This window comes from Alcaligenes endophyticus (assembly GCF_026344035.1).
GTDB lineage: Bacteria > Pseudomonadota > Gammaproteobacteria > Burkholderiales > Burkholderiaceae_B > Alcaligenes > Alcaligenes endophyticus.
On the sequence record NZ_JAPKND010000001.1, the window covers coordinates 135,758 to 148,572 of the forward strand.

At 51.8% G+C, this 12,815-nt stretch carries 10 protein-coding genes; 8 read left to right on the forward strand and 2 right to left on the reverse strand.

Annotated elements, in window-relative coordinates:
* Positions 1 to 216: 216 nt before the first annotated feature.
* The gene (locus OSH01_RS00585) at positions 217 to 345 is read right to left on the reverse strand and encodes a hypothetical protein (protein ID WP_266122114.1); all 129 of its coding nucleotides are present in this window, start codon (positions 343 to 345) and stop codon (positions 217 to 219) included.
* A 148-nt stretch (positions 346 to 493) separates the two neighbouring features.
* Between OSH01_RS00585 and uvrA the strand changes: the two genes are divergently transcribed.
* Genes uvrA through OSH01_RS00600 form a run of 3 tightly spaced genes read left to right on the forward strand, consistent with a single transcriptional unit; the run spans position 494 to position 7,953 of the window.
* Positions 494 to 6,175, forward strand: a complete 5,682-nt coding sequence (gene uvrA, locus OSH01_RS00590) for an excinuclease ABC subunit UvrA (RefSeq protein WP_266122115.1) — start codon at positions 494 to 496, stop codon at positions 6,173 to 6,175.
* Positions 6,176 to 6,177: 2 nt separating this feature from the next.
* Positions 6,178 to 7,293: an aminodeoxychorismate synthase component I gene (gene pabB, locus OSH01_RS00595; RefSeq protein WP_266122116.1), complete on the forward strand. Its 1,116-nt coding sequence runs from the start codon at positions 6,178 to 6,180 to the stop codon at positions 7,291 to 7,293.
* A complete protein-coding gene (locus OSH01_RS00600) occupies positions 7,294 to 7,953 on the forward strand; it encodes an aminotransferase class IV (protein ID WP_266122117.1) in 660 nt (219 codons plus the stop codon).
* On the opposite strand, the gene OSH01_RS00605 is transcribed toward OSH01_RS00600, so the two are convergent.
* A complete protein-coding gene (locus OSH01_RS00605; RefSeq protein WP_266122118.1) occupies positions 7,891 to 8,700 on the reverse strand; it encodes a tRNA threonylcarbamoyladenosine dehydratase in 810 nt (269 codons plus the stop codon). The two genes, OSH01_RS00600 and OSH01_RS00605, sit on opposite strands and share 63 nt — an antisense overlap.
* A 279-nt stretch (positions 8,701 to 8,979) precedes the next feature.
* Between OSH01_RS00605 and OSH01_RS00610 the strand changes: the two genes are divergently transcribed.
* Genes OSH01_RS00610 through purU form a run of 5 tightly spaced genes read left to right on the forward strand, consistent with a single transcriptional unit; the run spans position 8,980 to position 12,814 of the window.
* Positions 8,980 to 9,591, forward strand: coding sequence for a gamma-glutamylcyclotransferase (locus OSH01_RS00610; RefSeq protein WP_266122831.1), 612 nt, complete (start codon positions 8,980 to 8,982; stop codon positions 9,589 to 9,591).
* 12 nt (positions 9,592 to 9,603) lie between these two features.
* A complete protein-coding gene (gene pdxH, locus OSH01_RS00615) occupies positions 9,604 to 10,236 on the forward strand; it encodes a pyridoxamine 5'-phosphate oxidase (RefSeq protein WP_266122119.1) in 633 nt (210 codons plus the stop codon).
* 12 nt (positions 10,237 to 10,248) lie between these two features.
* Entirely contained in the window at positions 10,249 to 10,767 is a 519-nt protein-coding gene (locus OSH01_RS00620; RefSeq protein ID WP_266122120.1) for a flavin reductase family protein, read from the forward strand.
* A gap of 46 nt (positions 10,768 to 10,813) precedes the next feature.
* The gene (locus OSH01_RS00625; RefSeq protein ID WP_266122121.1) at positions 10,814 to 11,926 is read left to right on the forward strand and encodes an NAD(P)/FAD-dependent oxidoreductase; all 1,113 of its coding nucleotides are present in this window, start codon (positions 10,814 to 10,816) and stop codon (positions 11,924 to 11,926) included.
* Between the two features lie 39 nt (positions 11,927 to 11,965).
* Positions 11,966 to 12,814, forward strand: a complete 849-nt coding sequence (purU, locus tag OSH01_RS00630; RefSeq protein ID WP_266122122.1) for a formyltetrahydrofolate deformylase — start codon at positions 11,966 to 11,968, stop codon at positions 12,812 to 12,814.
* Position 12,815 lies beyond the last annotated feature (1 nt).

Below are 12,815 nucleotides of genomic sequence, written 5' to 3' on the forward strand. Positions count from 1 at the left end.
GCAACAGTAAAGCAAGTCTCAACCTTAGCATGGCTGCCTTGCTTCTACTGCCCTCCCTCATTCGGTATATACCCTATTACACAGAAAAAACCGTGGCTCTTAGGTACAAAATATTGCACGATGCAATACGCAAAAAAGCCACAATGACTGTGGCTTTTTTGGGGCAAGAGCCCTAATACACGTTTTGTGTTTCAGCTGTATAAACAGCGTCACTAATTACGCGCGCTTTACTTTTTCCAGCATTTTGAAAACGCCTTTAGGGGAACCTACAAACAAGCGTTTGAAGGCCTTACCCAGGCAACGACGCTCCAAAGTGTTACGACGATTGCGTTTGACTTCTGCCATGATAATCTCCGATACCTACATTAAGCTCGCAAAGTGCAAGCTCACCTTATAAGTCAACCAGAAATTTTACCGTAAACCGCGTTAAGATACAAAATGAATGTGCGACCGTTGCGTCCACCCCATTTTCCTGTCTCTGTCCCCACCTGCCATGAGCTCTCAAATTCGTATTTTTGGCGCTCGCCAAAACAACCTAAAAAACCTTGATGTCAGCATCAACACGGGGGAGCTACTCGTGCTAACCGGGGTGTCAGGCTCAGGGAAAAGCTCATTAGCTTTTGATACCTTGTACGCCGAGGGGCAAAGACGCTATGTAGAAACCTTCTCGCCTTACGCACGTCAATTTCTAGATCGCATGGACAAACCTCAGGTAGATCGTATTGAGGGGATTTTGCCTGCTATTGCGATAGATCAAATCAACCCTGTGCGTAATTCACGTAGTACCGTGGGCACCATGACGGAGCTTAACGATTACATCAAGCTTCTGTATGCCCGTTTAGGTGAACTGCACTGCTACAACTGCTCGCAGCCCGTACGACCTGACACCGCGCAAAGTATTGCCCAAGCACTGGCCGAACTCAGCGCGGCGACCGATCCTAGACTCATCATTACTTTCCCCGTCACCGTTCCGGCTAACTTTAGCCAAGCCGAAGTAGAGCAGCTTCTGCAACAACAAGGCTATACCCGGATACACAAAGAAGATAGCCACACGGTCACAGTCAGTAAAGGAACGGGCAAGCGACAAAAAGAAGAACAACAAACATTACGCCTCTTGCACGTTATTCAAGACCGTTTTCGTTACAGCAACACAGAGCCCGAACGCTTAATGGAGGCGATCGATGCCGCCTTACGCCACGGGCAAGGGAAACTAAACGTCTTCCATTCAGCAGGCCCGGATGCACCTGAGGGTGTTTGGCGCTTTAGCAAAGGCTTGCACTGTGCCCCGTGTGACATTAGCTATACCCCCCCACTACCTAGCACTTTCTCATTTAACTCGCCTCTAGGTGCCTGCGAAAGCTGTCGTGGCTTTGGGCGTGTCATGGGAATCGATTATGGATTAGTGGTGCCGGACGAAAACAAAAGCCTGCTCGAAGGTGCGGTACGTCCGTGGCAAACGGCTAGCTACAAAGAGTGCCAACAGGAAATGGAGAGCTATGCGCCCGCGGCGGGGGTGCGCCTGGGAGTACCTTGGAAACTCCTAACAGACGCTGAAAAAGACTGGGTAATTAACGGCACACCGGACTGGAAAGGTGGTAATCAAGCATGGAAAACACAGTGGTACGGCGCCCAGCGATTCTTTGACTGGCTCGAGTCGCGCTCCTATAAAATGCACGTACGGGTTTTGCTGTCAAAGTATCGCAGCTACACCACTTGCCCTGAGTGCAAAGGGTCTAGACTTAAGCCCGAGGCCGGCCTATGGCGCATAGGTGGCCAAGAAGAACATGCTTACGTTCCTGACGCTGGCCGCTATCCACGCTTTATGCCGGTTCAGGCTCGTTGGAGCCAGGAACAACTACACGCCATGCCTGGGCTTAGCGTTCCAGATTTGATGCGCCTGCCGATTGAACAAGTACGTCAATTTTTCAAAGCCCTGCATTTTGGCGACAGCCGTGATGCGGCGATTGATTTGCTACTCAAAGAAACGATGGCGCGCCTCAGCTTTCTTTGCGACGTCGGGCTAGGCTATCTGTCTCTGGACCGCCAAAGCCGCACCCTATCGGGGGGAGAAGTACAACGGATCAACTTGACCACTGCTTTAGGCACCTCACTGGTCAACACCTTATTTGTTCTGGATGAACCTTCTATCGGACTGCACCCCCGCGACATGCACCGCATTGTGGAGGTCATGCAGCGTTTACGCCATAACGGCAATACGCTAGTCGTGGTAGAGCATGATCCTCAAGTCATGGTGGCGGCCGATCGTATTATGGACATAGGCCCTGGCCCTGGCGAAAGAGGAGGACAGATCCTTTTCGATGGTAAGCCAAAAGAACTACGTCATGCGGCAACCCTAACAGGCAAATACCTCAGCGGTACACTAAAGATCGAAGCACCCAGACCATTACCGGTTGCTGCCAACACCCCTAGGTTACTCTTAGAAGGCGCCAACGCGCACAATCTCCAAAATGTATCGGTCTCCATCCCCTTAGGGCGCATGGTCTGTGTCACGGGCGTATCGGGCTCTGGCAAATCCACCTTGGTACAAGATGTCCTCTACCCCGCCCTGTTAAAATACCAAGGCAAACCTACGGAAAGCCCGGGAGCTTATCGTCAGTTGTTAGGGGCCGAGCAAATCGCCGAAGTCATCATGGTAGACCAAACCCCTATCGGCAAAACCGCGCGCTCTAATCCTGCTAGTTACGTCGGTGCTTTTGACGCTATACGTAAATTATTTGCGCAAGCGCCACTTTCCAAAGAGCGGGACTATAAACCGGGCACGTTTAGCTTCAATAGTGGCGAAGGCCGCTGCCCCACCTGCGGTGGCACTGGGTTTGAGCACATAGAAATGCAGTTTCTCTCAGACGTGTACCTGCGCTGCCCCGACTGTGATGGCAAACGTTTCAGACCGGAAATTTTAGAGGTACAAGTCGAACATATGGGGCGTAGTGCCTCCATTGACCAAGTGCTGGCCATGACCGTGCATGAGGCACGCGAGTTTTTTCAAGGTTTACGCGATGTGCAAAATGCACTGACGCCTTTAGACGACGTGGGGCTAGATTATGTGCAATTGGGTCAACCTGTCCCCACTTTGTCGGGCGGAGAGGCCCAGCGCCTGAAGCTCGCAGGCTATTTAGCCGAAGCGTCTCGCAGTCGTCTAGCCAAAGCTCAAGTGGCCAAAAAAGGGAATTTATTTTTATTCGATGAACCCACTACTGGCCTACATTTTGATGATATTGCACGCCTGATGCGGGCGTTCCGTAAGTTGTTAGCTGCAGGCCATAGCTTACTGATTATTGAGCACAACCTAGACCTGATACGCGCCGCGGACTGGGTGATCGATTTAGGACCGGAAGGGGGTGAACAAGGGGGGCAACTAGTTGGTTATGGCACCCCTCAAGAAATCATGGCGCTTGACCACTCGCATACCGGCCAAGCTTTACTAGAATACGAACAAAACGTTATTGGCACGATGGCTAGTACCCCATCCATGCTCGCCGAACCCAGCCACACGTACGCCCACACTGCGCCAGCCACTAGTAATAATATTGAGATCCTCCATGCACGGGAACACAATCTAAAAAACATTTCCGTCAGTATTCCGCGCAATACCTTTACCGTCGTTACTGGCGTATCGGGTTCAGGTAAGTCCACCTTGGCCTTTGACATACTGTTTAACGAAGGCCAACGGCGCTATCTGGAGTCGCTAAATGCGTATGCCCGTGCCATCGTACAACCGGCAGGCCAAGCCGATGTAGAGGCGATTTATGGTATTCCGCCCACAGTAGCGATTGAACAGCGCACGAGTCGAGGAGGGCGAAAATCCACGGTAGCGACCATGACGGAAATTCACCATTTTCTCCGTCTGTTATACGTCAAGCTTGCTACCCAGATGTGCCCTACTTGTCAGGTACCCGTGGAGTCCCAAAGCCCCGATCAAATTGCTGCGCAAATGATGCGCCAGCATAAAGGCGAGCATATCGGTGTGTTGGCACCCTTAGTTACTGCACGCAAGGGCTATTACACAGACTTGGCCAAATGGGCAGAAAGTAAAGGCTACACTCATTTACGCGTAGATGGTGAGTTCATCCCCGTTAACCCGTGGCCGCGTTTAGACCGCTACAGCGAACACACGTTGGAGCTGCCTGTCGCCGACCTTATCGTCGACCCCAAGAATGAAAAAGCCCTGCGCTCCGCCTTGCAACATGCTTTGGAGCTTGGTCACGGCACCTTAAGCATACTGGCTCCGCTCACTCCAAAAGCAAGCGATGTCGATATCAGCACACGTCGCCAAGGCTGGCCCTCGCCTCTCGCACAACAGCAGCACTTCTCAGTAAAGCGCGCTTGCCCTTGCTGCGGCACTAGCTTTCCAGAGCCTGATCCGCGCATGTTCTCTTATAACTCCAAGCATGGCTGGTGTACCTCCTGCTTCGGCACAGGGCTTAGCCTGAAAGGTTTTGATGCCGATCAAACCGGTGAGGAGAATAGTTGGAATGCCGCCTATGAAGACGAAGTACAGCCCTGCTCGGCTTGTCATGGGCAGCGCCTAAACCCCGTTTCCCTACACTTTTTCTGGCGTGGACGCAGTATTGCCGAGCTAGCTGCTTTGCCAGTCCAAACCGCACAAACCTTTTTCAGTAGCCTAGTCATGAAAGACCGTGAGGCAGATATTGCACACGACTTACTGAGCGAGGTTCGCAGTCGATTAGACTTTATGGAGGAGGTAGGGCTAGGGTATTTAGCTCTAGACCGAGCCGCCCCCACTTTATCGGGAGGCGAGGCCCAACGCATACGTCTTGCTGCTCAGCTAGGCTCTAATTTGCAGGGTGTCTGTTATGTACTCGATGAACCCACCATAGGTTTACACCCGCGCGACAATCAAATCCTCCTGAATGCCATGGCACGCTTAGAAGGTAATGGGAATACTCTGGTTGTGGTAGAACACGATGAGGACACCATACGCAGAGCGCAGCATATTATTGATATGGGTCCGGGCGCAGGCAAACGAGGCGGAGAGGTCATCGCTCAAGGCTCCTTAGCTGAAATAGAAGCCAACCCCCACTCTTTGACGGGTCGCTATCTACGCCAGCCGTTATCACACCCCTTACAAGCCCGACGCCCTGTTAACGCCGACACGACACTCTTACAGGTTCAGGGAGCTAGCCTTCATAACCTACAAGCCGTCCACGCTAACATCCCTTTGCAGCGCTTAAGTGTGGTGACCGGTGTTTCTGGCTCGGGTAAATCAACCCTAGCGCGCGAGGTTTTGCTTGAAAACCTAAGCCGTATTGTCGGTAAAAAAGTCAACCCAAGCTGGCACGCTTGCGAACAAATCCTAGGCTGGGAAGCGCTGGATCGCGTGCTCGAGGTCGATCAAACCCCCATAGGCAAAACACCGCGCTCCTGCCCTGCCACCTATATCGGTTTCTGGGATGAAGTCCGTAAACTCTTTGCCAGCACCAATGACGCGCGCCTACGGGGCTGGACGGCTAGTCGCTTTTCCTTTAATACGGGCGATGGCCGCTGTCCTTTGTGCGAGGGCCAAGGAATGCGCACCTTAGAAATGAGCTTTTTGCCCGATGTAAAAGTGCCCTGCGATGCCTGCCATGGCCAGCGGTTTAATGCCGACACACTCAACATTACATGGCACGAAAAATCCATCGGACAAGTGCTGCAGATGGATGTGGATGAAGCCGTCGAGTACTTTGCTAACCACTCAAAAATCTTGCGCCCCTTACAACTCATGCAAGATGTAGGCTTGGGCTACCTGACTTTAGGCCAACCATCGCCCACACTCTCGGGGGGTGAGGCGCAGCGTATCAAACTGGTTAGTGAACTCGTTAAAGCACGTCTCGACGAAGGGCTGACCCGCACCGGACGTGCGAGCCGCGCGCCCCATACCCTGTATGTGCTGGATGAGCCTACTGTGGGCTTGTCTATGGCCGATGTAGAAAAACTCATTATCGTCCTGCACCGTCTGGTTGACGCTGGTCATAGCGTTGTGGTGATTGAACACAATTTAGATATTATTGCCGAGGCTGACTGGATCGTGGATATGGGCCCCGAAGGAGGCTGCGGTGGCGGTCAGTTAGTCGTAGAAGGCAGCCCTGAAGAAGTAATGCAAGTGCAAGCCTCCCATACAGGACAAGCGCTTGCCCGGTTTTTGAAGGATTAAGCATGTACATTCGCTTTGAAGACAGAATCAAGCAAAAGGCCTTGGAGCTGCAAGGCCCACGCGCCCTGATTCAAGCGAGTCACGCTCAGGAATTGAATGCGGCGTTTGCGGCCATCGAACAGGCTCATCAAGACGGTTATTGGATCGGTCTCGTCCTTAATTACGAACTAGCCCAATTATGGGAACCGCGTCTGCTTGCACGCAGATCGCGTTTTCCTCTACTAAGCGCACTAGTCTTTGAGCAGGCCGTCCCCTGCTCGCTCTGGAACAGCTCCCACGCGCTTGCCCTAACGGCTAAAGCTACTATTAGCGAGGCTATTTACCACCAACATATTGCTGAAATCCAAGCCGATATACGGGCCGGTGATTTTTATCAGATTAACTACTCCCTGCCCTTACAAATTAGTAGCCCAATGCCTACGCGCGAACTCTACACAGCGTTAGCTAGTCGCCACCCTGTGGCCTACGCCTGCTATGTAGAGCTGGAGAACCGACGTATTTTATCGCTTTCGCCAGAGCTGTTTTTGCACAAACAAGGCCTACATATCGGCATGCGTCCGATGAAAGGCACCATGCCCCGTCATGCCGATCCTAAGCAAGACGAAGCGGCGGCGCAAACCTTGGCCAACAGCGAAAAAGATCGTGCTGAGAATGTAATGATCGTCGACTTGCTGCGCAATGACTTAGGCTGCATCGCCGAGATAGGTAGTGTGCACATGGACAGCTTATTTGATATTGAACGCTACGAGTCAGTATGGACCATGACCTCTAGCCTGCAGGCACGCCTACAGCCAAACACTACTCTGGCCAAACTCTTACACGCCGTGTTTCCTTGTGGATCTATTACTGGCGCGCCTAAATTGGCGGCTATGCAAAAAATACGTGCTCTGGAAACTCATGAGCGAGGAATTTATTGCGGTGCGTTAGGGTATTGGTCGCCAGAAGACGAGCTGCAATTGAGCGTCGCCATACGCACCCTAGAACTAGACGCCCAAGGCCAAGGTATATTGGGCGTAGGCGGCGGCATAGTCCATGACTCCGACGCAGCTAACGAATGGCAGGAGTGTATGTGGAAAGCACGTATCTTAAATACCACCATCCAGGCGCAGGGCATATAAATGGAATTACCCGCCCTGATTGAGACCTTGCGTGTGCATCCTGATGGCAGCGTACCTTTACTCCCTTGGCACTTACAACGCTTGCAAAAAAGTTGCCAGGCGCTAGGCTATCGGCTTGATCTAGAGGCATGGCTAGACACGCTGCAACAGCATATCGCCCTCTACCCTGGTCAAGCTCGTCGTATGCGTATGTTGCATCATGCTGACGGGCACAGCAGCGCCAGCTCAACTCCCCTAACTGAGTTGGCCACGCCAGTAACACTAACATTAGCCCCCCAACCTTTAGCCGCGGACCGCTTGCTTTGCCATAAAACCACGTACAGACCTTGGTTCGATGAGGCCCAAGCTTTTTTACAACTTCAGCCCAAGTACTTCGATATTATTTTTACCGATTCACAACTGTGGGTGCTAGAAGGCAGTCGTAGCAACATTTACGTTCAAGCACGCGACGGACAATGGCTCACTCCGCCATTACGTGACAATGCCGTCTTACCAGGAGTGCAACGCCAAGCACTACTAGATCAAGGTCTAGTGATAGAGCGGGCCATCTCGTTGGCAGAACTACGTCAAGCGACTGGCCTGCGTATTTCCAATGCTTTACGCGGATGGCAAGACGCCTGCTTGGCGCAAGACGACATTGATGGCTCGATCAGCCGCTAACATGCCCATACTGGCGGTAATCGTAATGCCAGAACCATAACCAGCGCACGCCAAACCCTGCAAACTCCCATCCCGTCCAGCGCTCCAAGCTTGGGGTAAGCGCGTTTCCTGCTCAAACCATAGCGCGTGCACACCCATACGCGGTGTGCGTTTTAGGGCTTTTCCTTGAGCATCCGAGGCTCGCGCAAAGCCGTGCTGTTTGCGCAATTGACTACGAATTCGATTCAACAATGCATCGTGTTTCGCAAGGGATAAGTCGCCGCTACGCAAACTTAACGGATCGGTTTTCCCGCCTGCCCCACCACATAACACCAACGGCACTTGCGCCTGTTTGGTATGCAAAATAATAGCTATCTTGGCTACCACCTGATCCGTACAGTCGACAAATACCGTAGGCCCAGATGCCAATAAAGCCTGGATATTGTCCGGGTCAACAAAATCATCAATACAGTGCACCTTAACAGCGGGGTTAATTTGTTGGGCCCGCTGAGCCATCGCCACTGTTTTTGACTGGCCTAACGTATTACTTAACGCATGCAACTGTCGATTAATGTTTGACTCAGCAATGTGGTCTAAATCAATCAGCGTCAATTCCCCTATAGCGCTGCGGGCCAAAGCCTCTACGCACCAGGTGCCCACCCCGCCTATGCCGGCTACCATCACGTGGGCTTGATTAAGGGCCTGAACCGCTCCCTGTCCGTATAACCTATCTACGCCACCAAAACGACGCTCGGCGTCAAATTCCATGCTTATAACCTGTGTACATTACGTTCCAATGAAGCGCCAGTGTACGCGAAAATACATTTCCGCCTCGGACACGTTGGCAAACCTGCAAAATAGCAACACGGTTATATGCAAATTATTATTTATCCTTAGTTATCAAACAGAAAGCCCGATACAGTTATAGCGGAGTCATTTACAATTACTCTCTAGACGTTAACCTCTCGCTCTCATTCAAGATCAGCAGTGAACCTTAATTCTGTTACTTCGATTCAAGCCCCAACTCCCCGACCCACACAGTTTCGGATGTTGTCCGACGCAGAACGTAAAGCGTCTTTGCATGCCTCGCTAAGTGAAGTAGGTTGGACGCCCTGCCAAGACGTTTGGGTCTACGGCTACGGCTCGCTTATCTGGCGCCCGGAATTCGATTTTAGCGAGCAGCGCCAAGCCCTACTACGCGGCTACCATCGTGCCCTTTGCCTTTGGTCACGCATTAACCGTGGTACACCTGAAGAGCCAGGCTTGGTGTTTGGCCTCGATGTGGGTGGATCATGCCGCGGTATGGCCTTTCGTATTCCTGGCTCTATGGTGCCCGACGCTTTTGACGCCCTATGGCAACGTGAGATGCCCAGCGGGGCTTATATTCCACGATGGCTGCGATGCCACACCTCAGAAGGCGACATACGGGCACTCGTCTTTACTATGAACCGTAAAACCGATGCCTATGTACCACGCATGCCTGACGAACAGTTAATGCAGGTCGTACATCGGGCCCGTGGTATCAATGGCCCTTGCATCGAATACGTTTTAGAAACCGCTTCCGCCTTACAACGTTCTAAAATGCTCGATAAGCGACTCCAAAATGTCGTGAACTTGCTGCAAAGTTATACTGGGCAGATCGCACCTAACCAAGCCTAAGAAGTGAACCCTATGTCCATAGCTGATATCCGTAATGAATACGAGCGTTTTTCGCTCGATGAAAGCGAAATGGCCGAGCACCCTCGGGAGCAATTTCATCAATGGTTAAAGCAAGCCATCGAGTGGGACGTGGCTGAGCCCACCGCTATGACACTGGCGACCGCTGATGAACATGGCCGGCCTTCGGCCCGCATTGTGCTGCTTAAAGGCTATGACGAGCAAGGCGTTACCTTCTACACCAACTATCATTCTCGCAAGGGCTTGGATATCGACCATAACCCTTGGGCCAGCCTGTTATTTTTTTGGCCTACTTTACAGCGTCAAATTCGTCTCGAAGGCCCTGTTAATCGTATTAGCACCGCCGAGTCAGAACACTACTTCAATAGCCGTCCCCTCGCCTCACGCATTGGTGCATGGGCCTCGCCACAAAGCGAACCTATTACTCGCCAAGAGCTTGAGCAACGCTTTGAACACTACGCCGCAACACTAGGCGAACATCCTACCCGCCCAGAACATTGGGGCGGTTTGCGCCTAACGCCTCAGCATGTCGAGTTCTGGCAAGGACGAGCTAATCGCCTGCACGATAGACTGGTATATGAGCTAAATGATCAAGAACAATGGATAATGGATCGTCTGGCTCCTTAAACATTTTCTCGCATGCCTGTAACAGTTCCTCACTTTGATACTGCATTTTTCCGCTCTGCTCTAGGGCGTTTCGCCACTGGCGTTACCGTTGTCACGGCAGAAACAGCTGACAAGCAGCCCGTCGGACTGACTGTCAGCTCGTTTAACTCCGTCTCCCTAGAGCCACCGTTGATCTTGTGGTCTTTGTCCAAAAGCTCTAGCTCGCTGCCTCATATACAGGCAAGTCAAGGCTATGTGGTGCACGTATTAAGCGCCGCCCAGGTGAAGCTAGCACGACGCTTTGCCTATGGCAGTCAAACTGATCGTTTTACTGATCAACCGCTTTCTCGTACTCCTGGCGGCTTACTCATGTTGGCCGATGAATGCAGCGCCTGGTTCGCTTGCCGCCATTATGCCCAGCACGACGCGGGCGACCACGTCGTCTTGATCGGTGCCGTAGAGGACTGCGCTCGGACCGCGAACTTACCCCTGATATACCATGCGGGCGATTTTGACCTCACGCCAAACAATCTCCCCCTATCGCAGGCATAAGGCTAAAATAAGCGCCTACTCTTATTTCAAGCAATAATAGGTCACTATGAGCAAAGATGTGGACTGCATCGTTTTAGGGGCAGGCGTACTGGGCCTGGCCTTGGCTCGCGAAATGGCTCAGTACGGAAAAAGCGTCATCGTGTTGGAGCAAACCGCGGGGATCGGTAATGGCGTTAGCTCGCGTAACTCCGAAGTGGTTCATGCGGGCATTTATTATCAGCCAAATAGCTTAAAAGCCAAGCTGTGTGTACAAGGCAAACAAGCACTCTACCAATACTGCCAAGAACATGGTGTAGAGGCTCAAGCTGTGGGCAAACTTATCGTGGCCAACGGTGCACAACAAGAAGCGGCCTTATTGCGCTTGCAAAGCAATGCTGAAGCTTGTGGAGTACACGACTTACAACGCTTAAGCGCCAAACAAGCACAACAACTAGAGCCTGAATTACGCTGTAGCGCTGCTTTGCTGTCGCCCTCTACCGGCATACTAGACACCCATGCCTATATGTTGGCCTTACAAGGCGATGCAGAAAATGCGGGCGCTCAATGCGTCTTTCATACTCGTTTTGTGGGCGCCCATTTACTACAAGACGGGGGCTGGACAATAGAGGTCGATGGGGACGAAGCTTTCAGCATCAGTTGTGACTACCTCATCAATGCAGGTGGACTACATTCGGTTGCCAATGCCAAACTTATACAAGGGCTACCTGCACACACCATACCACCTGCTTATCTGTGCAAAGGCAGCTACTTTTCTCTTACTGGACGCTCGCCTTTTACACACCTTATTTACCCCATGCCTAATGAAGCTGGTCTAGGTATACACCTTACCCTAGACCTAGGAGGGCAAGCCCGGTTTGGCCCCGATACCGAGTGGGTAGAGCACGAACACTACGATGTGGATTCCAGCCGTAGCCAATCTTTTTATCAGGCTGTGCGCAGCTACTGGCCTAGCCTACCCGACGCGAGCTTAACCCCCGCCTACAGCGGCATACGACCAAAAATCACTGCCCCTGACGCTCCCGCCGCCGATTTTTACTTTTCGGCTCCGTCTGAGCACGGTTGCGCGGGACTGCTCAATTTATACGGTATGGAATCTCCTGCCCTGACGGCTAGCCTGGCGATTGCCGCATACGGGCGCTCGCTCTTGCTTGATGCTTAATTATTCTTTATTTTCCGTTCGAATTTTCTGCTTTCATTAATGAACCACTACATTCTGACTTTATCTTGCCCTGATCGCACCGGCATCGTCCACACCGTTTCTGGTTGGCTAGTACAACGCAACGGTAACATTGTTCAAGCGCAACAATTTGGTGACGAAGAGACTCAACGATTTTTCCTTCGCATTGAGTTTGCTTTACCTGAACCCATCAGTGCCAAAACACTGGAAGCCGAATTTGCCAGCATCGCTGCCCAATTTAGTATGCAGGCACACATATACGACGCTTCGGTAAAAGCCAGACTTTTGATTTTGGTCAGCCGCCAAGGCCATTGCCTTAACGACTTACTTTTCCGTGCTCATAGTGGACAATTGCCAGTAAAAATTGCAGCAGTGGTTTCTAACCATACTGATCATGCGGGCCTAGCAGCTTCCTATGGCATTCCATTCCACCATATGCCTGTTACCCCCGAGACCCGTGCCGAACAAGAACAACAAATTTTGCAATTAAGTAACGAACTGAATATAGACTTAGTTGTTCTAGCACGTTATATGCAGATTCTTTCTACAGACCTGTGTCGCGCGTTGTCTGGCAATGCTATCAACATACACCATAGCTTTTTACCTAGCTTCAAAGGTGCTCGGCCCTATCATCAGGCACACGCACGCGGTGTAAAAATCATTGGTGCTACCGCGCATTACGTTACTGAGGACCTAGACGAAGGCCCTATCATTGAGCAAGATATCGAGCGCGTCAACCACGCGACCAGCCCTACTGAGCTGACCCGCGTAGGTAGTGATGTAGAGTCGTTAGTGTTAGCGCGGGCTGTGCGTGCGCACGTAGAACGACGTATTTTCCTTAATGGTCAGCGCACTGTCGTTTTTAATTAGA

Bases quoted from the DNA above. Each gene is read 5' to 3' on its own strand.
- OSH01_RS00585 (WP_266122114.1), bottom strand. From the start codon at position 345: ATGGCAGAAGTCAAACGCAATCGTCGTAACACTTTGGAGCGTCGTTGC.
- uvrA (WP_266122115.1), top strand. From the start codon at position 494: ATGAGCTCTCAAATTCGTATTTTTGGCGCTCGCCAAAACAACCTAAAA.
- pabB (WP_266122116.1), top strand. From the start codon at position 6,178: ATGTACATTCGCTTTGAAGACAGAATCAAGCAAAAGGCCTTGGAGCTG.
- OSH01_RS00600 (WP_266122117.1), top strand. From the start codon at position 7,294: ATGGAATTACCCGCCCTGATTGAGACCTTGCGTGTGCATCCTGATGGC.
- OSH01_RS00605 (WP_266122118.1), bottom strand. From the start codon at position 8,700: ATGGAATTTGACGCCGAGCGTCGTTTTGGTGGCGTAGATAGGTTATAC.
- OSH01_RS00610 (WP_266122831.1), top strand. From the start codon at position 8,980: ATGTTGTCCGACGCAGAACGTAAAGCGTCTTTGCATGCCTCGCTAAGT.
- pdxH (WP_266122119.1), top strand. From the start codon at position 9,604: ATGTCCATAGCTGATATCCGTAATGAATACGAGCGTTTTTCGCTCGAT.
- OSH01_RS00620 (WP_266122120.1), top strand. From the start codon at position 10,249: ATGCCTGTAACAGTTCCTCACTTTGATACTGCATTTTTCCGCTCTGCT.
- OSH01_RS00625 (WP_266122121.1), top strand. From the start codon at position 10,814: ATGAGCAAAGATGTGGACTGCATCGTTTTAGGGGCAGGCGTACTGGGC.
- purU (WP_266122122.1), top strand. From the start codon at position 11,966: ATGAACCACTACATTCTGACTTTATCTTGCCCTGATCGCACCGGCATC.